The organism is Streptomyces wedmorensis (genome assembly GCF_000716445.1).
GTDB classification, from domain to species: Bacteria; Actinomycetota; Actinomycetes; order Streptomycetales; family Streptomycetaceae; genus Streptomyces; species Streptomyces wedmorensis.
Genome location: NZ_JNWK01000028.1, coordinates 56863 through 78041 on the forward strand (window position 1 = coordinate 56863; position 21179 = coordinate 78041).

18 protein-coding genes are annotated in these 21179 nt (G+C 73.6%); 13 read left to right on the plus strand and 5 right to left on the minus strand.

Annotation, left to right across the window (positions count from 1 at the left end; all coding sequences use genetic code 11):
- Positions 1 to 14: 14 nt before the first annotated feature.
- Positions 15 to 1517 (plus strand): CoA-acylating methylmalonate-semialdehyde dehydrogenase, encoded by a 1503-nt coding sequence (gene mmsA, locus OO54_RS22005; protein WP_033205556.1) that lies wholly within the window; start codon positions 15 to 17, stop codon positions 1515 to 1517.
- 79 nt (positions 1518 to 1596) lie between these two features.
- On the opposite strand, the gene OO54_RS22010 is transcribed toward mmsA, so the two are convergent.
- Entirely contained in the window at positions 1597 to 2016 is a 420-nt protein-coding gene (locus tag OO54_RS22010; RefSeq protein ID WP_033205559.1) for a GNAT family N-acetyltransferase, read from the minus strand.
- Between the two features lie 142 nt (positions 2017 to 2158).
- Between OO54_RS22010 and OO54_RS22015 the strand changes: the two genes are divergently transcribed.
- Together OO54_RS22015 and OO54_RS22020 are read left to right on the plus strand one after the other, a co-directional pair.
- On the plus strand, positions 2159 to 4798 hold the full coding sequence (locus OO54_RS22015; RefSeq protein WP_033205561.1) for an alpha/beta fold hydrolase: 2640 nt from the start codon (positions 2159 to 2161) through the stop codon (positions 4796 to 4798).
- Positions 4795 to 5670: an ABC transporter permease gene (locus OO54_RS22020; protein WP_033205564.1), complete on the plus strand. Its 876-nt coding sequence runs from the start codon at positions 4795 to 4797 to the stop codon at positions 5668 to 5670. Before OO54_RS22015 ends, OO54_RS22020 begins: the two co-directional genes overlap by 4 nt.
- Positions 5671 to 5687: 17 nt before the next feature.
- Here OO54_RS22020 and OO54_RS22025 read toward each other — a convergent pair whose 3' ends face one another.
- On the minus strand, positions 5688 to 6407 hold the full coding sequence (locus OO54_RS22025) for a helix-turn-helix domain-containing protein (protein ID WP_033205567.1): 720 nt from the start codon (positions 6405 to 6407) through the stop codon (positions 5688 to 5690).
- Between the two features lie 215 nt (positions 6408 to 6622).
- Here OO54_RS22025 and OO54_RS22030 point away from each other — a divergent pair, with 215 nt between their 5' ends.
- The 4 genes from OO54_RS22030 to OO54_RS22045 all read left to right on the plus strand — a co-directional run bounded on the left by OO54_RS22030 (position 6623) and on the right by OO54_RS22045 (position 12163).
- The gene (locus OO54_RS22030; RefSeq protein ID WP_033205570.1) at positions 6623 to 8230 is read left to right on the plus strand and encodes a vWA domain-containing protein; all 1608 of its coding nucleotides are present in this window, start codon (positions 6623 to 6625) and stop codon (positions 8228 to 8230) included.
- Between the two features lie 48 nt (positions 8231 to 8278).
- Positions 8279 to 8749, plus strand: coding sequence for an anthrone oxygenase family protein (locus OO54_RS22035; protein ID WP_033205573.1), 471 nt, complete (start codon positions 8279 to 8281; stop codon positions 8747 to 8749).
- 319 nt (positions 8750 to 9068) lie between these two features.
- Positions 9069 to 9950 (plus strand): AfsR/SARP family transcriptional regulator, encoded by an 882-nt coding sequence (locus OO54_RS22040; protein ID WP_033205576.1) that lies wholly within the window; start codon positions 9069 to 9071, stop codon positions 9948 to 9950.
- 179 nt (positions 9951 to 10129) lie between these two features.
- On the plus strand, positions 10130 to 12163 hold the full coding sequence (locus tag OO54_RS22045) for a helix-turn-helix domain-containing protein (protein ID WP_051787090.1): 2034 nt from the start codon (positions 10130 to 10132) through the stop codon (positions 12161 to 12163).
- Between the two features lie 189 nt (positions 12164 to 12352).
- Here the strand turns inward: OO54_RS22045 and OO54_RS22055 are convergent, their stop codons facing one another.
- A complete protein-coding gene (locus OO54_RS22055; RefSeq protein WP_017237218.1) occupies positions 12353 to 13612 on the minus strand; it encodes an IS701 family transposase in 1260 nt (419 codons plus the stop codon).
- A gap of 387 nt (positions 13613 to 13999) precedes the next feature.
- Here OO54_RS22055 and crcB (OO54_RS22060) point away from each other — a divergent pair, with 387 nt between their 5' ends.
- Genes crcB (OO54_RS22060) through crcB (OO54_RS22070) form a run of 3 tightly spaced genes read left to right on the plus strand, consistent with a single transcriptional unit; the run spans position 14000 to position 15125 of the window.
- Entirely contained in the window at positions 14000 to 14422 is a 423-nt protein-coding gene (crcB, locus tag OO54_RS22060; protein ID WP_033205582.1) for a fluoride efflux transporter CrcB, read from the plus strand.
- A gap of 2 nt (positions 14423 to 14424) precedes the next feature.
- Positions 14425 to 14772, plus strand: coding sequence for a DUF190 domain-containing protein (locus OO54_RS22065; RefSeq protein WP_033205585.1), 348 nt, complete (start codon positions 14425 to 14427; stop codon positions 14770 to 14772).
- Positions 14769 to 15125, plus strand: coding sequence for a fluoride efflux transporter CrcB (gene crcB / locus OO54_RS22070; RefSeq protein ID WP_033205587.1), 357 nt, complete (start codon positions 14769 to 14771; stop codon positions 15123 to 15125). Before OO54_RS22065 ends, crcB (OO54_RS22070) begins: the two co-directional genes overlap by 4 nt.
- A 26-nt stretch (positions 15126 to 15151) precedes the next feature.
- Here the strand turns inward: crcB (OO54_RS22070) and OO54_RS22075 are convergent, their stop codons facing one another.
- A complete protein-coding gene (locus tag OO54_RS22075; RefSeq protein WP_033205590.1) occupies positions 15152 to 16300 on the minus strand; it encodes a winged helix DNA-binding domain-containing protein in 1149 nt (382 codons plus the stop codon).
- 185 nt (positions 16301 to 16485) lie between these two features.
- Between OO54_RS22075 and OO54_RS22080 the strand changes: the two genes are divergently transcribed.
- The 3 genes from OO54_RS22080 to OO54_RS22090 all read left to right on the plus strand — a co-directional run bounded on the left by OO54_RS22080 (position 16486) and on the right by OO54_RS22090 (position 19896).
- The gene (locus tag OO54_RS22080) at positions 16486 to 17358 is read left to right on the plus strand and encodes a hypothetical protein (protein ID WP_033205593.1); all 873 of its coding nucleotides are present in this window, start codon (positions 16486 to 16488) and stop codon (positions 17356 to 17358) included.
- A 120-nt stretch (positions 17359 to 17478) separates the two neighbouring features.
- The gene (locus OO54_RS22085) at positions 17479 to 18822 is read left to right on the plus strand and encodes an esterase-like activity of phytase family protein (protein WP_033205595.1); all 1344 of its coding nucleotides are present in this window, start codon (positions 17479 to 17481) and stop codon (positions 18820 to 18822) included.
- Between the two features lie 216 nt (positions 18823 to 19038).
- Positions 19039 to 19896 carry a helix-turn-helix domain-containing protein gene (locus OO54_RS22090; RefSeq protein WP_033205598.1) on the plus strand — a complete coding sequence of 286 codons (858 nt, stop codon included), beginning with the start codon at positions 19039 to 19041 and terminating at the stop codon, positions 19894 to 19896.
- Positions 19897 to 19906: 10 nt separating this feature from the next.
- On the opposite strand, the gene OO54_RS22095 is transcribed toward OO54_RS22090, so the two are convergent.
- On the minus strand, positions 19907 to 21139 hold the full coding sequence (locus tag OO54_RS22095; RefSeq protein ID WP_026057851.1) for a ParB/RepB/Spo0J family partition protein: 1233 nt from the start codon (positions 21137 to 21139) through the stop codon (positions 19907 to 19909).
- Positions 21140 to 21179 lie beyond the last annotated feature (40 nt).

The following is a 21179-nucleotide window of genomic DNA, read 5'->3' on the forward strand; positions in this document are numbered from 1 at the left end:
AGGAGTAACTCGTCATGACGAAGACCGTCCACCACTGGATCGGTGGCAAGACCGTCGAGGGCACGTCGGGCAACTGGGGCCCGGTCACCGACCCGGCCACCGGCGCCGTCACCACGCAGGTCGCGCTCGCCTCCGTCGAGGAGGTCGACGCCGCCGTCGCCGCCGCGAAGGACGCCTTCGCGACCTGGGGCACCTCCTCGCTCGCCCAGCGCACCACCATCCTCTTCAAGTTCCGCGCGCTCCTCGACGCCAACCGCGACGCGATCGCCGAGCTGATCGTCGCCGAGCACGGCAAGGTCCACTCCGACGCCCTCGGCGAGGTCGCCCGCGGCCTGGAGATCGTCGACCTGGCCTGCGGCATCACCGTCCAGCTCAAGGGCGAACTGTCCACCCAGGTCTCCAACCGGGTGGACGTGGCCTCGATCCGCCAGCCCGTCGGCGTCGTCGCGGGCATCACGCCCTTCAACTTCCCCGCCATGGTGCCGATGTGGATGTTCCCCATCGCCATCGCGACCGGCAACACCTTCGTCCTCAAGCCGAGCGAGAAGGACCCGTCGCCGGCCCTGAAGATCGCCGAGCTGCTCGCCGAGGCGGGCCTCCCGGACGGCGTCTTCAACGTCCTCAACGGCGACAAGGTCTCCGTGGACCGCCTCCTGGAGCACCCGGACGTCTCCGCGGTCTCCTTCGTGGGCTCGACCCCGATCGCCCGCCACATCCACACCACCGCCTCCGCCAACGGCAAGCGCGTCCAGGCGCTCGGCGGCGCGAAGAACCACATGCTGGTCCTCCCGGACGCCGACCTCGACGCCGCCGCCGACGCGGCCGTCTCGGCGGCCTACGGCTCCGCCGGCGAGCGCTGCATGGCGATCTCCGCCGTCGTCGCCGTCGGCGCCATCGGCGACGAGCTGGTCCAGAAGATCCGCGAGCGCGCCGAGAAGATCAAGATCGGCCCCGGCACCGACCCCACCTCCGAGATGGGCCCGCTCATCACGGCCGTCCACCGCGACAAGGTCGCCTCCTACGTCACCGGCGCCTCCGACGAGGGCTGCGAGGTCGTCCTCGACGGCACCGGCTACACCGTCGAGGGCCACGAGAACGGCCACTGGATCGGCCTCTCCCTCCTGGACCACGTCCCGACCACGGCCAAGGCCTACCAGGACGAGATCTTCGGCCCGGTCCTCTGCGTGCTGCGCGCCGAGACCTACGAGGAGGGCCTCGCCCTCATCAACGCCTCGCCGTTCGGCAACGGCACCGCGATCTTCACCCGCGACGGCGGCGCCGCCCGCCGCTTCCAGATGGAGGTCCAGGCCGGCATGGTCGGCGTCAACGTGCCGATCCCGGTGCCGGTCGGCTACCACTCCTTCGGCGGCTGGAAGGACTCGCTCTTCGGCGACCACCACATCTACGGCAACGACGGCGTGCACTTCTACACGCGCGGCAAGGTCGTCACCACCCGCTGGCCCGACCCGGCCGACGGCCCGACCGGCGTCGACCTGGGCTTCCCGCGCAACCACTGACGGGCGGCACCCGACGAAGGCCCCCAGGGTGCGGACAGCACACCCCGGGGGCCTTCCCCCGTCCCGGACGCGCCCCGCGTCACCCCTCGTCGAACGTCCAGCCCAGCATCGCGAACACACCCTCGTCCACCGCGCCCGCCGCCCGGTACGTGGCCAGCGCGGGCTCGTTGTCGGTGTCCACCGGCACCCACGCACCCCGGCAGCCGAGCTCCCGCGCGTGCGCCACCAGCGCCTCCGTGAGGGCCCGGCCCAGGCCGCGCCGCCGGTGACCCTCGTCCACGGACAGCTCGTACAGGCACATCTCCACCCCCTTGTCCGGGTGGACCATCTCGATCCCGGTCACGAACCCGGCCGGGAAGCCGTCGTCCGCGTACCCGATCAGCATCAGATGGCCCGGCGCCGCAAGGAACCGCTCGGCCCACGCGTGCCGGGCCGGACCGTCGTACAAGTGCTGCGCGGCGATCAGCTCGGCCACCGTCGTCGCCCGCCGGACGTCCATCCCACACCTCCCGATGCGCGCACCCCGGTGCGCATACCGCGCCTGCTGTACGCGGACCGTAGCGCGTACGACTCCAGGAGGCCGCCGAATTCCGCCTCCGGAGCGCCGCGCCCGCACAGGCACCCCGCCTAGGCTCGTCACCATGCGACTCCGACTTCCCCGGTGGGCCGCGGTCACCGCCGCGCTCGCCGTCCTCGCGGGTGCCGGCACCTGGACCGCCGCCGCCTCGGACGATCCACCGCCCGTGCACCGCGCGGACCGGATGCTCTCCGTCGACGGGGTACGGCTCGACACCTCGTACTTCACCGGCGACGGCGAGGGCCGGCGGCCCGCCGTCCTGCTCGGGCACGGCTTCGGCGGGTCCAAGGACGACGTCCGCGCCCAGGCCGAACAGCTCGCCCGCGACGGCTACGCCGTCCTCACCTGGTCGGCACGGGGCTTCGGCGCCTCCACCGGCGAGATCGGACTCAACGACCCCGACCACGAGGTCGAGGACGTGCGGAAGCTGATCGACTGGCTCGCGAACCGCCCCGAGGTCCTCCTCGACAAGCCCGGCGACCCGCGCGTCGGCGTCACCGGCGCCTCCTACGGCGGCGCGATCTCGCTGCTCGCCGCCGGACACGACGCCCGCGTCGACGCGATCGCCCCCCAGATCACCTACTGGAACCTCGCCGACGCCCTCTTCCCCGACGGCGTCTTCAAGAAGCTCTGGGCCGGGATCTTCTTCTCCGCCGGCGAGCGACCGGGGGCCGGCAGCGCCGACGGCTGTGGCCGCTTCACCGCCGAGGTCTGCGCCCTCTACCAGCGCGTCGCCGTCTCGGGGAAGCCCGACGCCACCGCCCGCGCCCTCCTCGAAGCCCGCAGCCCGTCCGCCGTCGGCGACCGCGTCAAGGTGCCCGCGCTCCTCGTCCAGGGCCAGTCGGACTCCCTCTTCACCCTGGCGCAGTCCGACGCCATGGCCCGTACCCTCACCGCCAACGGCGCCCCCGTCGCCGTCGACTGGATCGCCGGCGGCCACGACGGCGGGGACCGGGAGACCGAGCGCGTCGAACGACGGATCGGCGCCTGGTTCGACCGCTGGCTGAAGCACGACACCTCGGTCGACACCGGCCCGGCCTTCCGGGTCAGCCGCACCGGAGGCGTCGACTCCACCGATGGGCGGGCCACTCTGCGCGCCGCCACCGCCGACCGCTACCCCGGCCTCACCGACGGCGCCGTCACCGTCCCCCTCGCGGGCCCTCCGCAGACCTTCGCCAACCCGGCCGGCGCCGCACCGCCCGCCGTCTCGGCGGTCCCCGGCCTCGGCGGCGGGATCTCCGGTCTGTCCTCGCTGGGCGTCGGGCTCTCCCTCGACTTCCCCGGCCAGTACGCCCGGTTCGACGCCACGCCGCAGACCGCGGCCGTACGGATCACCGGAACGCCGACCGTCCGCGTCAAGGTCACCTCCGCCGCCACCGACGGCTCGGCCGTCCTCTTCGCCAAGGTGTACGACGTCGGGCCCGACGGGCGGCAGCAGGTGCTGCCCGCACAGCTCGTGGCCCCCTACCGCGTCGACGACGCCCGGGCCGGCCGCGCCCTGACGCTGACCCTGCCCGCGATCGACCACGAGGTGGAGGCCGGGCACCGGCTCCGGCTCGTCCTCGCCGCCACCGATCTCGGCTACGCCTCGCCGACGGTCCCGGCCACGTACACCGTCGCCGTCGAGGGCCCGCTCACCGTCCCCACCGCTCCCGGCCTGTCCACCCAGGCCGCCGCCCTGGCCTGGTGGGTGTGGGGCCTGCCGCTGCTGGGGCTGGCCGCCGCGGCCGCCCTGCTGCTGACCGCCCGCCGCAGGACGGCCGCCCCGGCGCCCGACCCGGAACTCACCGCCGTACCGCTCCAGATCACCGGCCTGTCCAAGAAGTACAAGGGCGGCGACCGGTACAGCGTCCGCGACCTGTCCTTCCGGGTCGAACAGGGCCAGGTCCTCGGTCTGCTCGGGCCGAACGGAGCGGGCAAGACCACCACCCTGCGCATGCTGATGGGCCTCATCACCCCCGACGAGGGGGAGATCAGGGTCTTCGGGCAGGCGATCCGGCCCGGCGCCCCGGTCCTCTCCCGGGTCGGCGCGTTCGTCGAGGGCGCCGGATTCCTGCCGCACCTGTCGGGCCGGGAGAACCTGGACCTGTACTGGAAGGCCACCGGCCGCCCCGCCGAGGACGCCCACGTCGACGAGGCGCTGCGGATCGCGAACCTGGGCGGCGCACTCGAACGCGCCGTGCGGACCTACTCGCAGGGCATGCGGCAGCGCCTCGCCCTCGCCCAGGCCATGCTCGGCCTGCCGGACCTGCTGATCCTCGACGAGCCCACCAACGGACTCGACCCGCCGCAGATCCGCGAGATGCGGGAGGTGATGATCCGGTACGCGGCGGGCGGCCGCACCGTCATCGTCTCCAGCCACCTCCTCGCCGAGGTCGAGCAGTCCTGCACCCATCTCGTCGTCATGGACCGGGGGCAGCTGGTGCAGGCCGGGCCGGTCGCCGAGATCACCGGCTCCGGCGACACCCTCCTCGTCACCCTCGCCGGGGAGATCGACGACGCCCTCGTCGAGAAGACCGCCGCCCTGCCCGGCGTCGGCTCGGCCACCCGCGCCGACGGCGGACTCCTGGTCCGCCTCGACGGCACCGACGCGACGGCCCTCATCGGCGAACTCGTCCGCCTGGACGTGCCGCTGACCGGGGTCGGACCGCACCGGCGCCTGGAGGACGCGTTCCTGACCCTGATCGGAGGAGGATCCGCATGAGCAGCACCGGCACCCTCACGGGCGCGGCGGAGTCCGCCCCCGGCTACCGGGCGGGACACACCCTGCCCCTGCGCGTCGAGGCGCTGCGCCAGTGGAAGCGGCGGCGCACCCTGGTGATGGGCGGCATCCTCGTCGCCCTGCCGTTCATCCTGGTCGCCGCGTTCGCGATCGGCGGCCCGGCGGACGGCGCCGGCAACGGCCGGATCACCCTGATGGACACGGCGACGACGTCCGGCGCCAACTTCGCCGCGACCTGTCTGTTCGTCTCGGCCGGTTTCCTCCTCGTCATTCCCGTGGCGCTGTTCTGCGGGGACACCGTCGCCTCGGAGGCGAGCTGGTCCTCGCTGCGGTACCTGCTCGCCGCGCCCGTCCCGCGCTCCCGGCTCCTCGCCTCCAAACTGGCGGTCGCGCTCGGGTACAGCGCGGCCGCGATGCTCCTGCTGCCGCTCGTGGCCCTGGCGGTCGGCACGGTCGCCTACGGCTGGGGGCCGCTGAGCCTGCCGACCGGCGGCGCGGTGCCGGCCGGGGACTCGCTGCTGAGGCTCGGCATCGCCGTGGCGTTCGTCTTCGCCTCCCAACTGGTCACGGCGGGGCTCGCCTTCTGGCTCTCCACCCGCACCGACGCCCCGCTCGGCGCCGTGGGCGGCGCCGTCGGCCTGACCATCGTCGGCAACGTCCTCGACGCCGTCACGGCCCTCGGCGACTGGCGCGACTTCCTGCCCGCGCACTGGCAGTTCGCCTGGATCGACGCGCTCCAGCCCCAGCTGGAATGGGGCGGCATGGTGAAGGGCACGGCGATCTCGGTGACGTACGCCGTGGTCCTGTTCGCGCTCGCCTTCCGCGGCTTCGCCCGCAAGGACATCGTGTCGTAGCAACCGCTACTCCGGCCTCACACCCACCCCCTTCGAGCCGCTTCCGCACCCGCGCGGAAGCGGCTCGTCGTGCCGAGGGCGGCCATCAGCTCGCCGACCCGGCGGCTGTAGGTCCGCGCCGACATGCCGAGCCGGGCCGCGGCCGTCTCGTCGGTGAGCCCGGACAGGAGGGCGTCGAGGACCGGCCGCAGCTGGGGCGGCAGACCGCTCGGCGGGGGCGGGGGCGGCGGTCTGTACGTCAGCTCCTCGGCCGCCGCCCAGCAGGTGTGATGGGCGCGGACGAGGGCCTGCACCACCACCGGGTCCCGGATCAGCAGCAGCCCGTTGTAGAGCAGCTCCAGGTCGAGCGGGACCGCGGCCACCGTACGGTCGACGACGATCATCTTGAACGGGATCGCGTCCGCCAGGCGGGCCCGGCCGGGGATCCGGAGCCCCCCTTCGAGCCGGGGCAGGGCGTGCTTCGGGACGATCCGTCTGACCTCGTCGGCCCGTTCCGCCGCGGCCCGCATGCACGCTCCCGCCAGCTCCAGGAACGGCCCGGGGATGGCGCAGCCCGCGGAGGCGACGGGGTCGTCGAAGGTCAGCAGCTCGTACCGGGTGGAAGCGGCCAGCCCGGCGAGCGCGGCGCTGATGCTCCGCGCACCCCGGACCGGGCGCCCCGCGGGCCGCTGTCCCTCGGTCGCGGCCCGGTTCATCGCCGAACGGGCGAGCATCACGGAGCCCGCGCTCTCTGCCACCGCTGACCACCCCCGCCCGATCGATGTCCACTCCATGTACGCATGTGACTGCACACGGTGACAACCCCTGTTGAGAAGGATGGCGAATCCATGCCACCCGGGTGCGCTTCCGTCGCCGTTGCCGCATCGAGATCCATCCGCAACTCCTTCGACTGCTCCATCCGGTCCTCTCGTTCGTCACATTCACAAGTGCCTTACGAAGAGGGGGAGATGTCATGGAGCGACCGAACACGACGGCGGCCCGGCGCCGCGGGGCCCGGTTCCCGGCCGCGATCGCCGCGCTGCTCGCGGCCGGACTGGCCGTCACCGGCTGTGGCGCGAACGGCGAGCACACGAGCGCCGACCGGGGGGTGAGCGGCGGCGGCAGGACCGCCCCGGCGGCCCCCGACGGCGGGCGCGCCGGGACCGCGGCGCCCGGGGAGGGCGAGCAGCGCTCGCCGGTGCCCGCCCCCGACTACCTGTCCACCTTCGCGCTGGACGTCGACACCGCTTCGTACGGCTACGCGCGCCGCGCGCTCGCCGAGGGGCGGCTGCCCGAGCCGGCGACCGTGCGCCCCGAGGAGTTCGTCAACAGTTTCCGGCCGGACTACCCGCGTCCGGCGGACAACGGCTTCAGCGTGACCGTCGACGGGGCCCGCACCGGGCGGGACGGCTGGTCCCTGGTCAGGGTCGGGCTCGCCACCCGGGGCGCGGACCGGGCCGCCGAACGCCCGCCGGCCGCCCTCACCTTCGTCGTCGACGTCTCCGGCTCGATGGACGAGCCGGGGCGGCTCGACCTCGTCAAGGAGTCCCTCGGGCTGCTCACCTCCCGGCTCCGCGACGACGACTCGATCGCGCTCGTCACCTTCAGCGCCGAGGCCGAGACCCTGCTGCCGATGACCCGGGTCGGGGCGGACCGGACCCGGATCGAGGAGGTGGTGAAGTCGCTGGGGACGAGCTCGTCCACCAACGTGGAGGCGGGTGTCCGCACCGGATACGACGTGGCCGTCGCCGGCCGCCGCGAGGGGGCCACCAACCGGGTCGTGCTGCTCTCCGACGCGCTCGCCAACACGGGCGCCACCGAGGCGGAGACGATCCTCGCCCGGATCGAGGAGGAGCGCAGGGCGTACGGGATCACCCTCTTCGGTGTCGGCGTCGGCAGCGAGTACGGCGACGCGTTCATGGAGAAGCTCGCCGACAAGGGCGACGGCCAGACGACGTACGTCGCCAACTCGGCGCAGGCCCGGAAGGTCTTCGTCGACCAGCTGCCCGCCCACGTCGAGCTGCGCGCCCGCGACGCCAAGGCGCAGGTCGCCTTCGACCGGCGGACGGTCGAGAAGTTCCGGCTCGTCGGGTACGAGAACCGGGAGGTAGCCGACGAGGACTTCCGTGACGACCGGGTGGACGGCGGCGAGATCGGGGCCGGGCACACCGTCACCGCGCTGTACGCGGTCAAGACCCGGCCCGGCGTGACGGGCCAGGTCGCCACCGCCACCGTCCGCTGGCTCGACCCGCAGACCCGGGCGCCGCGCGAGCGGTCCGGCTCGGTCGCCACGGGCGCGCTGACCGCCGACATCTGGGGCGAGGGGCACGACAGCCTGCAACTGACGGCGATCACGGCCTACTTCGCGGACGCCCTGCGCGGTGGCGACCTGCCGGGTGCTCCGGGTCTCACCGCGCTCACGAACCGGGCCGGGGCGATCGCCGACCGGTCGGGTTCGGCGGTGGTCAGCGAGCTGACCGACGCCCTCCGGCAGGCCGGCGGGCTGCTCGGCCCGCGCGAGGGCGAGGGGGAAGGTCCTTCCGGGGAAGGCGAGTTGCGGTCGGGCGACCCGTACAGCTGAGTCGCACCGTCCTCGCGTCCGGGGCGGGTGGCGGGCCAGAATGGCCTCATGGCCACGCTGCTGCTCGCCCTCGCCGTCGGATGCACCGGTCTCTACGCGGGATTCATGGTGATCTTCCTGACCGGGATCATGCCCGCGCTCGCCCGCCTGACGGACGCGGAGTTCGTCCCGGCGATGCGCCGGATCAACGAGTGGGTGCCGAAGCCGGCGTTCCTCCTGGTCTTCTTCGGAGTGGTCGCCTTCCCCCTCGCCGCGTTCCTCGTGCCCGTCGACGGGCGTACGGACACCCAGAAGTGGCTGGTCCTCGCGGGACTGGCGGGCGCGGTCCTCAATCACGTGGTCACCGTCGCCGGCAACGTCCCGCTCAACGTGGCGCTGGCCGCGGCCGAGGGCACCCCCGGTGACGACCCGGCGTCGGTGCGGGCCGCCTTCGAGAAGCGGTGGAACGGTTTCCACCGCGTCCGCACGGTGCTGATCACCGTGTCGTTCGGCCTGCTCACCGCGGCCGCGGTCCTCTAGACGCACGAGCTCCGCCCAGAAACCGAACCCCCGTGTCGGTTTCTGGCCGGAACTCGCGGTTCAGGGTGCCTTCACCCCCTGTGTGGACCCCGGTAAAGCGTACCCCCGAGTCCGGAAACAGTCTGTCAGGGGGTGCAGGTCTGCGCCAATGACCAAAACGTGACGCTTCCATACCCCCATAAAAGGGGTGAATCACCCCGATATCCGAGTTCGGTATTCCGTACCACCCGGTTTCTTATTGACATGCCTACGGGGGTCTTTTCTAATCATCGAGAGGTCATGGCGCGCGTAGACACCGCACAGGCACTGAGGGGGCAAGGTGGACGTCCGGATCCTGGGGGGACTGTCGGTACGTGAGAACGGGGTGTCGATCACCCCGACGGCGGCCGCGCCCCGGCAGCTCCTCGCCCTGCTCACGGCCAGCGCCGACCAGGTCGTGCCCGTCACGGTCCTCACCGAGGAGCTGTGGCCGTCCGGCGCGCCACGCGCCGCACGCGCCGAACTCCAGGGACACATAGTCGAATTGCGCTCCCTCATCGCGAGCGCCCTGCGCGGCGCCGAACCGGCGGAGCCCAGGCCCGGCTGGTCGGACCGGCGCACCGCCGACGCGATCCTCGTCGCCCAGCCCGGCGGCTACCGGCTCGACACCGGCGGCGGCGTCCACGACGTCTGGCAGTTCGAGCGGGCCGCCGGCGCCGGCTACCGCGCCATGGAGGCCGGCGACCTCCCGCGCGCGGCCCTCCGCCTCGGCGAGGCGCTCGCCCTCTGGCGCGGTGACCCCTACGCGGGGGTGGCCGCCGGACCCCGCATCCGCAGGGAGATCGAGCGCCTCGAAACCTCCCGGCTGAGCGTCCTCGACCAGTGGATCGAAGCACAGCTCGGCCTCGGCAGGCACGCCGAACTCCTCTCCGAACTCTCCGGACTCGTCGCCCGCTACCGCACCAACGAACCGCTGCACGCCCACCTCATGGTCGCCCTGCTCCGCTGCGGCCACCACGAGGAGGCCCTCGCCACCTACGAACGGCTGCGCGGGGCACTCATGGGGGAGAGCGGCATGGAACCCTCGGCGCGGCTGCGCCGACTCCACCGCTCGGTCCTCGCCGTCCGGCACACCACGGGCCGGCCCGTCTACGGCGCCCGCATCCCCGCCCAGTACACCCCGGGGCGCGCCCGCCTCGTCCCGGCCGGATCGGTCGGCTGACGGAACGGCAGAGCAGCCTGGCGGCCGGGGGCGTCCGGCCGTTCGGGGCCGGGGGACGCACCGGGGAATGAAGTGCGGCAGGTCACCGTTGACCGACTCCCGAAGCCGAATTATTTTCGGCGAGCAGTACGGGTTTCCTCCGAGGTGCCCGATTTCGCTCGACTACGGGGGTAGGGGCCATGACCTTGCACGGCGCGGACGGAGCCGGTGGTGCCGACGCGCTGCTCACGGTCCTCGAACTGATCGCCCGGCAGGCACCGCCCGCCCACTTCGAGGCCGTCCTCGACGACGCCCGGCTCGCCGGCCTCGACGGCGACGGCCTCGTCCGCCTGGAGCGGGCCGTCGAACTCGCCGGACGCGTCCACGCCGGACGCGAGCAGGACGCCCGCCGCGAGGCCGCCCTCACCACCCTCACCGACACCGCCCGCGACCTGACCTTCTCGTACGACCTCGACAGCCTGCTGCGCGTCATCACCCGCCGCGCCCGCCGGCTGCTCGGCCTCGACCTCGTGTACGTGACGCTGCGCGCCCCGCACGGCGCCTGCTACGTGCACAGCACCGAGGGTTCCCGCGTCGGTGCCGACCGCGCCGGCGGCCCGCGCCTCGCCCCCGGCCTCAAGATCGTCGAGGGGTACGGGCTCGGCGGCGCCGTCCAGCTCCACGGCGAGCCCGTCTGGACCCCCGACTACCTCGCCGACGAACGCTTCGCGCCCTCCGGCTCCCTCGACGCCGGAGTCCACGCACCCGCCTTCGACGAGGCCGCCGAAGCGGCCCTGCGTGCCGAGGGGGTGCACGCGATGATGGCCGCGCCGCTGCGCAGCGGCGACACCGTGATCGGCGCCCTGCACGGCGCGGACCGGCGGGTCCGCGACCACACCCCGGAGGAGGTCGGGCTCCTCGCCGCGCTCGCCGACCTCGCCGCGCTCGCGGTCGACAAGGCCGGGCTCCTCGACCGGACCCGCGCCGAGGTCTCCGAACTCGAACGGGACAGCTCCCGGGTCCGCACCAGCCTGACCCGCATGCGGCACGTCAGCGAGACCCACGGCCGCATCATGAACCTCGTCCTGTCCGGCGGCGACCTGTGCAACGTGGCGAAGGCGGCCGCCGACGCGCTCGACGCGACCGTGACGATCCGCGACCCGGGCGGCCGCTGCCTCGCCACCGCGGGCGACATCCCCGACCTCGACGAGGAGGCCGTCGCCAAGGCCTCCCTCGACGCGCACGCCCGCCGCCGCCCCGTCCTCGCCGACGACGACACCTGGGTCGCCCCCGTCATCGCCGGCTCCGAGGACCTCGGCGGGCTCGTCGTCCGCGCCGCGAGCGGGCTCACCGGCGAGGACGAGCGACTCCTCGAACTCGCCGCCCAGGCCGTCGCCTTCCTCCTCCTCATGCGGCGCTCCACGGCCGTCGCCGAAGGGCCCGTCCGCGACGAACTCCTCGACGACCTCATCGCCGACCCGCCGCACGCGCCCCAGCAGATCGCCCAGCGGACCCGCCGACTCGGCGTCGACCTGCGCAAACCGCACGTCCTCGTGGTCGCGAGGCCCGAGGGCGGCGAGCAGGGCCGGGCGGTGGTGTGGGCGTCCTCGTACGCCTACCGCCTCTCCGGCCTCAAGACCGTGCAGGGCGGCTGCATCGTGCTGCTGCTCCCCGGCATCGACGCCTCGGCCGCCGCCAAGGCCGTCGCCGCCGAACTCTCCCCGCTGCTCGGCCACCCCGTATCCGTCGCCGCCGCCGGACCCGGCTGGAGCCCGGACGGCGTCGGGCGCATGTACCAGGAGGCCGGGCGCTGCCTGGACGCCATGAGCGCCCTCGGCGGCACCGGTTCGGCGGCCTCCGTGCAGGACCTGGGCTTCCTGGGGCTGCTGCTCTCCGACGACCACGACGTGGAGGGCTTCGTCGAGTCGGCGATCGGGCCCGTGCTCGACTACGACGCCGAGCGGTTCACCGACCTCACCCGCACCCTGGAGGCGTACTTCGCCTCCGGCGGCAGCCCCACGAACGCGGCCGAGGCGCTCCACGTCCACCCGAACACCGTCTCCCGCCGGCTGGAACGCATCGGTGAACTCCTCGGCCCCGAATGGCAGAAGCCGGGCCAGGTCCTCGAAGTCCAGCTGGCGCTGCGCCTCCAGCGCACCCGCGAGGTCCTCGCCCAGGGCCGCGCCGCCGCCGACCCGTCCCGCCCGCAGCCCCCGCAGGACCGCACCCCGTGACGAAGGCCGGGTGACCGCCGCCCGGCCCGTTGGGGCGGGCCGGGGCGGTCGCGTGGTCGGTACGGGGAGCCCGGACGGCACGGAGAACCCGGTCGGTACCGGCGAGACCGCGACCGGTGCCGGCGAGACCACGGCCTGGACAGGGAGAGCGCGGCCGGTACCCGGGGGAGCGGGACCGGCCGCGGTCGGTCAGCTGGCCGTGCGCCCCGAGGCGTAGCCGGCGTCGTACGCCGCCTCCCAGCCGGTGGACAGGACGGTCGCCGCGTGCGCCGCGGAGGCCAGCGTGATGTGCCGGTGCCAGCCGCGGAACGAACGGCCCACGAAGTCCCGCAGCCCCGCCCCCTCCCCGACCTCGACGAAGTCCCGCTCCACCCGGCGCGCGAGCTTCGTCAGCCGCAGCAGCGAGCCGACCGGGGAGTTGGTCAGGTCGCTGATCCACACCCGGGTCGCGGGCCGCCGCGGGTCGTCCCACTCGCCGAGCAGCACCAGCGGACGCATCCGCTCGCCGCCCGGCGTGGGCAGCGCCACCCGGACCGCCGTGGCGAGCGAGGTACGCGAGGTCCGCGCGCCGGCGACGGTGTCCACCCAGCTCACCGGCCTCCGCAGCCCCTTGAGGGACTCCAGGATCTGCAGGGCGGACAGCGGACCCGCCCCGAAGCCCGGCAGCGACCGGTCGGCGATCGCGAGCCGCGCCCCCGGACCGATGCGGGCGACGACCGGCACGCCGGCCGCCGCGAGCCGGGTCAGGGCCGGCCGCCCCGCGCCGCCGCGGATGTCGAGGAGCACCGGCTTGCGGGTGACGTCGGACCAGCGGGCCGTGTCGAGCGCCGCGGCCACCGCGCACTCCTCCAGGGTCTCCTCGCCGGCCTCCTGGGGAACCTCCGCGCGGTCGCGCCGCGTGCGGTCGTTCACCCAGGGGTCCGGCAGGAAGAGCCGCCAGTTGACCGGGACGCTCAGCTCGTCGCTGGCGAACCACACCCCGAACGCCTGCTGGCCGTGGAAGACCTGCCCTCGCTCCGGGTCGAAGCGCCGGTCCACGCCCACCGAGTGCTCCCCGGCCTTCGGGATCGGCATCGGCCGCACCACCCAGGCCTGCGGGCAGCTGTTCCGCTCCAGGTACCGGGCGAGCGCGGCCCGCATGGGCTGCCAGTCCCAGGTGGAGCTGGAGACGAAGTGGTGCAGGCTCTGCTCGGCGGCGGGGCCGCCTATCTGCGCGGCGATGTTGCGTATCGACTTGCGGCCCTGCGCGGTCAGCAGACCGTGCAGGTACTGCTCGGCCTTCAGGCGCTGATCGCGGCGTGCGAAGCCGGCGAACAGCGTGCTGCACAGCTCGGCGTGGACGTCCCCGTTCGAGCCGGCCGCCCCCACGGGCCGGACGAGGCCGAGGGACGCTGCCGGAACAGCGGCCCCGGTGGTGGCCCTGCGCTTGATTGCGACGGATGTACTCACGACACTCCTGCCCGACGGTTGCGCAGCTCCCTCCCGCTGCCCCACCACCGTCGCGCGTCACCGCCCCCGGGCACGAGGTGTACCCGGCACCCGAATCGGCCGCCGGATGGTGGCCGGACCACCTCCCCCGGCGTCGTCGCAGGTCGGAGACGTCTCCGCGGCCCCTTCCGGAGGGCCGGTCGAGGCGGTCCGGAACGGTTTCCGGGACCCCTCGGGCGTGGCGCGAGCACCCCTCGGAGGATCTGACAGACTCACCGGCCCCGCTTTGACCCGTAGCACTCAGTGGCCGGACCATCGCAGAGCGAGGCTGCACGGGCCGGGTCCCGGTTAATGCCCCAGGCCGGGATCCGCGCCTGTGCGCCTCGCCTCGGCACGTATCCTGTGGGCATGGAACCGCGCGGACAGCTGCCCGTCGTCGGGGCGGTGGCCGTCGGCGGTGTCCTCGGAGCATCCGCCCGCTACGGGGCGGCGCTCCTCTGGCCGACCCCGGCCCACGCCTTCCCCTGGACGACGTTCACCGTCAACGCGGCGGGCTGCGCCGCGCTCGGCGCCCTCATGGTCCTCACCACCGAGACCGCCACCGCCCCGCACCCCCTGCTGCGCCCCTTCCTCGGCACCGGCTTCTGCGGCGGCTTCACCACCTTCTCGACGTACGCCCTCGACACCCAGCGGCTGCTCGCCGCCGGCGACCCGACGCGCGGACTGCTCTACCTCGCGGCGACCGCGATCACCGCCCTCGCCGCCGTGTGGGCCGGGGTCACCGCGAGCCGGACGGTACGGGCCAGGGCACAGGCGAGGGCGAGGGGATGACGATGACACGACTCACGGGCCGGGCCCTGCGCCTGACGATCCTCGTCGGCGAGAACGACACCTGGCACCACCGGCCGCTCTTCACCGAGATCGTGCACCGGGCGCACGCCGCCGGCCTCGCCGGCGCCTCCGTCTTCACGGGCGTCGAGGGGTTCGGCGCCTCCTCCCGCATCCACACGACCCGCCTCCTCTCGCTCGGCGAGGACCTGCCGGTCGCGATCCTCATCGTGGATACGGAACAGCGCATCCGGGACTTCCTGCCCCAGCTCGACGAGCTGGTGACGGAAGGGCTGGTGCTCCTCGACGACTGCGAGGTCGTCCGCTACACGGGCCGGGAGAACCGGGATTGAACTGGCTGCTCGTCATGGTCGGAGCCGCGGTCGGCGCGCCCCTGCGGTATCTGACGGACCTGGCGGTCAGGGCCCGGCACGACTCCGTCTTCCCGTGGGGCACCCTCGTCGTGAACGTCGTCGGCTCGTTCGCCCTCGGTCTGCTCGCCGGCGTCGCGCCCGGGCGGGCGTCGCCGCTGCTCGGCACGGGCCTGTGCGGGGCGCTGACCACGTACTCGACCTTCTCGTACGAGACGCTGAAGCTGTACGAGGACGGGGCGAAGGGGTACGCCCTCCTGAACGTGGCGGGCAGCCTGGCCGCCGGACTCGGAGCCGTATGGCTGGGAGTGGAGACGGCGGCAGCGTTCGGGTGACCCGGGGCCCGGGGGCCGAGCGTCCGTCAGGCGCCCGGCAGGACGCGGGTCTCCGCGGCCGGGAGACCCTTGGCCCACCAGTGGTCGTAGCGGCGGTAGACGTGCGGGTCGCGGTCGGCGAGGAGCCGGCCGAGGGAGGCGGCCTCGGCGGCGAGGGCGTCCCAGACGGCGGCCGGGAGCGGATGGAAGGCGGAGGCCTCGACGCCCTCGGGGACGGGGCGCCAGACGCCGGCGACGTGGCCGTCGACGAGGAGCGTCGGGAGGCAGTCGCCGTTCACGCGGATGACGTGCTTGCGGTAGGCGGGCGGGATGACGCGGCTGCGGTCCGCGTAGGCGAGGAGGACGCTGTCCCACATCGCCATGAGGCGCGGCGGGGCGGGCACGTCCTCGTCGGGCAGCGGAGCCCCGGGCACGTCGTACAGGACCGTGCCGTCCTCGCCCCCGAAGCGGGCGAGTGCGCCTTCGAGGGTCCGAACGGCCTCCCGGACCAGGCCCTTCGGCGCCATGGTGAACTGCGCCATGTCGGCGACCGAGGCCGGTCCGAAGCCCTCCAGGTAGCGGCGGATCAGGACGGCCAGGCCGGCGGCGGAGGCCTCCGGGTCGGCGAGGGCCGGGCGGTGGGTCGCCGTCACGAAGGACTGGGCGGTGCCGAAGGACCACGGGAGGCCCGTCGGCGCGTGCCACAGCGGCGCGTACTGCCGGACCATGCGCCAGACCACCGCCTCCACCGGCTCGCCGCGGCCCGCCTCCAGGCGCGCCCTCATCTCGGCCCCGGTCCGCGCCTCGGCGGCGTACGCGAGGAGGTCGGGCAGGAGCGCGTCGGCGTCGGCGGCCGTGAACCCCGCCGCCTTGAACCGCGGGTCGTGCAGCCGCGAGCCCCGTATCGTCGGCTCCATGCCCTCGCGGAAGGCCCGGTAGTCCTCGACGTGCACCAGGTGCAGCGTGAGCCGCATCAGCGTCGACCTCACCAGCTCGAAGCCGCCCACCGCCGCGTCGAGCACCTCCGGATCGAAGCCCGCCACCCGGTTCCACAACGCCACGTACGGCGAACCCGGTTGCTGCGCCTGGATCGCCACCACCCGCCGCACGGCGTCCCCGACGCCGACCGGCTCCCGGTCCAGGAGCAGCTGCCGGGCCAGGGTGGAGCGGTTGAGGGCGCGCGCGGTGATCACCATGCGCCGATTCTGCCCGGAGGGTCCGACAGGCCCGCGGCGGAGGTGCCCGCGCCCGGGGGCGGCGGCTGCCCGGGCCCGGGGGCCGGCGCGGCGGGCGGCCGCGACCGGTGCCGGACGCCGCCGGTTCACCGGGGGCACGTTCCGGGGACACGCGGTCCTCACCCGGGGTCGTGAGGATCGGGCGCATGACCTCCGTTTCCAGTTCCAGGGCCTCGCGCCCGGCCGCCGCGGCTTCCGCGGTGGCCCTCGCCGCCGCTGTCGCGCTCCTCGCCCCGACCTCCCCGGCGTACGCCGCCGGCAACGCCGTGCCGACGTACGAGGTGAAGATCAACCTCACGACGGCGGCCCTGGACCCGGCGTACGCGCCGAGCGCCGCGGTGAGGTCGGCGTTCGGGATCACGGGATCGGCCAAGGCGCGGTCGTACAGCTACTACGACACCGACGGCGGGGCGCTGGACGCTCAGGGGTGGAGCGTGCGGCTGCGGCACAAGAGCGGGTCGTCGTTCGAGGAGACCTACAAGAAGCGGTTCCCCGTCACGAACGGCGACATCACCGCGGCCCTGAACACCGCCAACGCGGCCGGCTTCGACAGCGGCGACACCAACTACGACGCCGAGGTCGACTGGGGCTACGCCAAGCAGACCCTCAGCTTCTCCAACGAGAAGAGCCACAGCGCCAGTGGCTACTCCGGCACCGCGATGCCGACGAGCACGACCGGCCGCACCTGGCTCGTCAACGACATCCCCGGCAAGCTGGAGGACTGGGGCAGCGCCGACTGGGGCAGGACCACGCTCCAGGCGTCCCGCGCGCACGGGCCCGTCGCCTCGAAGGTGTACGGCGGCGCCTGGGGCCCCTCCGACGACGCGAGCATCGAGGTGCTGCCGGTCGTCGGAGCCGGCGGGACCGGGACGGAGTACGTCATCGAGCTCTCCTTCAAGACCGACTCGTACGCCGACGCGGCCGACCTGCACGCGGACGCCATCGCCGTCGCCGAGGCCAACGGCTGGCTGTACCACGGCGACATCCTGAAGACGCAGCTGATCCTCGACCGCTACTGAGACACGCGCGTTCACCCAGGGCTCGCCCCGGTGTCGGCGGCGCGTCGCCGGGAGTTGTGCGCAGGACCGGACCATGAGGCCGCCGTCACCCGCGACTTTCACGTGTTCCAGGGAGTTCTGATGAATCCGCGCCTCCTGCGCCGGCCCGCCGCCGTGGTCCTGCCGCTGTCCGCCGCGCTCGCGCTCTCGGTGGTCGTGGGGACGGCCGACGCGACGCCGGCGGGGCACCACCACGACACGGCCGCCCGGGTCGTCTCCACGGCGACGCTGCCCGACATCCCGCTGGCCGCGTTCTCCGACGCGCTGGTGCCGGGCAGCGTCACGGACGACCGCGGCGTCGACCTCGGGGGCATCGGCAGCGACCTGTACCCGGCCGAGCGGCGCGGGGAGTACTGGACGGTGACCGACCGGGGCCCGAACGGGCAGATAGCCGTCGGCAAGGACAAGCGGCGCACGTTCCCGGTGCCCGGCTTCGACCCGGCCATCGTGAGGATCCGCGCGGTCGGCGGCCGGATCCAGGTCCTGAAGGCGATCCCGCTGACCACGGCGTCGGGCGCGCCCGTGACCGGACTGCCGAACCAGGCCGGCCGCGACGAGGCGCCGTACACGTACGACGCCTCGACCCCGCTCGCGTACGACCCGAACGGCCTCGACACCGAGGGCCTCGTACGGGACGGGGACGGCAGCTTCTGGCTGGTCGACGAGTACGGGCCGTCGCTCGTGCACGTCTCGGCCGGCGGGCGGGTGCTCGCCCGGCACGTGCCCGAGGGGCTGAACCTGACGGGCGCCGACTACCCGGTCGTCGAGTCGCTGCCGTCGATCTACCTCCAGCGCAAGGTCAACCGCGGCTTCGAGGGCCTGGCGCTGCTGCCCGACGGCGACCTGGTGATGGCGCTGCAGAGCCCGCTGCTCAACCCCGACAAGGTCGCGGGCGAGAACTCCCGCACCACGCGGCTGCTGCGCTTCTCGCCCCGGAAGAACCGGGTGACGGCCGAGTACGCCTACCGCTTCGACGCCGTCGGCGACGTCGAGCCCGGCCAGACCAAGACCTCCGAGCTGAAGGTCTCCGCGCTCGTCGCGATCGGCGGCGACCGCCTCCTCGTCCAGGAGCGCACCGACAAGGCCGCCCGCGTGTACGAGGTGCGCCTGCGCCGCGGCGCCGACATCCTCGGCTCCGCCTGGGACACCGCCGCGACGCCCACCCTGGAGCAGCTCGACGACCGGGGCGCGGCCGGAGTCCCGGTCCTCGCCAAGCGGCTCGTCGTGGACCTCAACACGGTCCCGGGCGTGCCCGGGAAGATCGAGGGCATCGCCCTCGACGGCCCGTCGACCCTCGCGCTGCTCAACGACAACGACTTCGGGATGACCGACGGCCCCGGGGCCTTCGACGCGGCCGGACGGCTCGTCGACAGCGGCGTGGAGACCACGCTCGTACGGGTGCGTCTCGACCGTCCCGTGCGCTGATCACCGGAATTCCGGAAACACCCGTGCCCCGGCCGTGACGGCCGGGGCACGGGTGTTTCCGGAAAGGGCCGCAGGTCCCCTCGCCAGCCAACAGGAAGCGACGGGTCCGCCGCAAATCCGGTGAACAATTCTCGACCGGTCCTCTAGCGTCGCGCGAGCCCAGCGCGATATTCGCGGGTCACACTGCTGCGTGGGTCGACACGTAGTGAGGTGCATATGGATACAGCAGTGGAAAGGGCGATCGAGTGCATCCGGGAGCGTTACGGCGAACCGCTGACCCTCACGGAGATCGCCGAAAGCGCTCTGCTCAGCCGTTTCTATTTCACGCGGCTGTTCAAAGAGGAGACCGGGCTCACGCCGGGAAGATTCCTGGCCGCGATCCGTATTCACCAGGCGAAGCGTCTCATCGAGACCACCTCGATGAGCATCACCGACATCTCCTATGCGGTCGGATACAACAGCCTGGGCTCCTTCACCAATTCCTTCACGGCCAGTGTCGGCGTCTCGCCCAGCCGGTTCCGCAGGCTGACGCGGGACGGCGGTGACGGGCTCCCGGGCCCCGAACCGACGGAGTGGACGGGCCTCGGGACGATCGCGGGCACCATCAGCCTGCCCACCGGGCACGGCAACGCACGGGTGTTCCTCGGCGCCTTCGGCACGCCCGTCGTCCAGCACCCGTCGGTCGCCTCGGGCGTCATCGACGTGCCGAGCGGCCGGCCCTCCTGCTACTCGCTCAAGAACGTGCCCGAGGGCAGCTGGTACCTGCTCGCGGTGGCGGTCGCCGACGGCCTCGGGCCCGACCCGGCCGGCGGGCGCACCCCGCTCGTCGGCGACGGTCCGAAGTCCGTGACCGTCACCGCCGACACCGTCACGAGCGCGGCCGTACGGCTGCGCCCGGCCCGGCCCGCCGACCCGCCGGTCCTGCTCGCGCTGCCGGAACTCGAACCCCCGGCCGTCGTCGTCCCGCACCCGGGGTGCGCCTCCGTCAACCCGCCCCAGGAGAACGGCGGACGGCGCCAGGCCGCGGGCCACCTCAGGGTGGCTTCCGTGGCGCCGGCGCCGACGGCGTCGTGAGGACGGGAACTCAAGGCACCATGTCCTGCTTGGTCTTGAGCTGCTCGGCGAGGAGGCTCCACTCCCTGCTGATGCGCTCGGCGATCGGCGCGATGACACCGAGCCAGTGCGGCGGGACCGCGTCGACCAGCTCGCGCCAGTCCTCGTCGGGGTCGGTGGCGTGCAGCTGCATCCAGCGCAGGAACTCACGGCCTCCCGCGTTGTACCGGATGGCGGGATCGGTGGCCATCTTGGCCGCCACCGTCGCCCACGCGGGCGGCGCCTCCGTGTGGTTCCGGCGCGGCGCCGGCGCGGCGTCGGGGTGCGGCGCCACCCGCAGCGGTCCGCGGGCGGTGCCGCACGCCGCCGCGCCCGCGGGCCGCGCCGCCTCGCCCGGGAGCCGCACCTGCTGCCGTACGGTCGGCACCGACTGCACCGCGGGGACGGCCTGCACGGGCCGTACGGACTGCACCGACCGCACGGGCTGTACCGGCTCCGGCCGGGCGGCCTGCGTCTGGCGCCCGTCCCGCTCGGGGCTGTCGCCGCGGCGGAGCCGGGCGCTGACGTCGTGGACCGTGCCCAGCGACACGTCCGTCTCCCGGGCGACCTGACGCAGCGGGGCGTTCGGGTGGGCCGTGATGTACTCGGCGGCACGCCGCCTGCCCTCGCCCGCGTCCACCGGACGCCGCCTGCCGTCCCGCCCGATGCGCTTGCCGTCGAGCGGCGCCCCCTCCGACGTCCGGTCGCGCAGCGACGCGATCGTCTTGGCGCTCAGCCCGGTGATGCCGGCGATGGCCCGGTCGGACCAGTCGGGGTGCGAACTCAGCACGCGCTGCGCTCCGGACACCCGGTCGGCCTTCGACAGCGGGAGACCGTGCGAGCCGTTCGCCTTCATGGCGATGACGAGCGCCTCGGAATTCGAACAGTCGAGGAAGCGCGCCTTGATGCTGACGTCGCCGCGGAGCCTCGCGGCCTCCAGGCGGTGCAGGCCGTCGATGATGCGGTAGCCGTCCATCTGGACCAGAATGGGCGGCAGTTCCGCCGATCCCGCCGCGTCGACGAGAAGCTGGATGTGAGCGGCGTCCGTACCGCTCTGGCGCAGGGAGACGCCGGGCGACAGCGCGCTGACGGGTACGTCGCGTGCCGGCAGTTTCTCGAAGTTCTTGAGATCGAATTCGCTGCGGGTCGCTGCTTCGGTGCTCTCCGATCTGACGGGGCTGAACGCACTCGTGATCAAGACGGCTTGCCCACTGCTCTGAGCCATTCCCTTCACTCCCTTTCTGCTGCCGCTCCCGTCGAGCGTC

Excerpts from the sequence above, each read along its gene's own strand:
- mmsA (WP_033205556.1), top strand. The coding sequence starts at position 15 with ATGACGAAGACCGTCCACCACTGGATCGGTGGCAAGACCGTCGAGGGC.
- OO54_RS22010 (WP_033205559.1), bottom strand. The coding sequence starts at position 2,016 with ATGGACGTCCGGCGGGCGACGACGGTGGCCGAGCTGATCGCCGCGCAG.
- OO54_RS22015 (WP_033205561.1), top strand. The coding sequence starts at position 2,159 with ATGCGACTCCGACTTCCCCGGTGGGCCGCGGTCACCGCCGCGCTCGCC.
- OO54_RS22020 (WP_033205564.1), top strand. The coding sequence starts at position 4,795 with ATGAGCAGCACCGGCACCCTCACGGGCGCGGCGGAGTCCGCCCCCGGC.
- OO54_RS22030 (WP_033205570.1), top strand. The coding sequence starts at position 6,623 with ATGGAGCGACCGAACACGACGGCGGCCCGGCGCCGCGGGGCCCGGTTC.
- OO54_RS22035 (WP_033205573.1), top strand. The coding sequence starts at position 8,279 with ATGGCCACGCTGCTGCTCGCCCTCGCCGTCGGATGCACCGGTCTCTAC.
- OO54_RS22045 (WP_051787090.1), top strand. The coding sequence starts at position 10,130 with ATGACCTTGCACGGCGCGGACGGAGCCGGTGGTGCCGACGCGCTGCTC.
- crcB (WP_033205582.1), top strand. The coding sequence starts at position 14,000 with ATGGAACCGCGCGGACAGCTGCCCGTCGTCGGGGCGGTGGCCGTCGGC.
- OO54_RS22065 (WP_033205585.1), top strand. The coding sequence starts at position 14,425 with ATGACACGACTCACGGGCCGGGCCCTGCGCCTGACGATCCTCGTCGGC.
- OO54_RS22075 (WP_033205590.1), bottom strand. The coding sequence starts at position 16,300 with ATGGTGATCACCGCGCGCGCCCTCAACCGCTCCACCCTGGCCCGGCAG.
- OO54_RS22080 (WP_033205593.1), top strand. The coding sequence starts at position 16,486 with ATGACCTCCGTTTCCAGTTCCAGGGCCTCGCGCCCGGCCGCCGCGGCT.
- OO54_RS22085 (WP_033205595.1), top strand. The coding sequence starts at position 17,479 with ATGAATCCGCGCCTCCTGCGCCGGCCCGCCGCCGTGGTCCTGCCGCTG.
- OO54_RS22090 (WP_033205598.1), top strand. The coding sequence starts at position 19,039 with ATGGATACAGCAGTGGAAAGGGCGATCGAGTGCATCCGGGAGCGTTAC.
- OO54_RS22095 (WP_026057851.1), bottom strand. The coding sequence starts at position 21,139 with ATGGCTCAGAGCAGTGGGCAAGCCGTCTTGATCACGAGTGCGTTCAGC.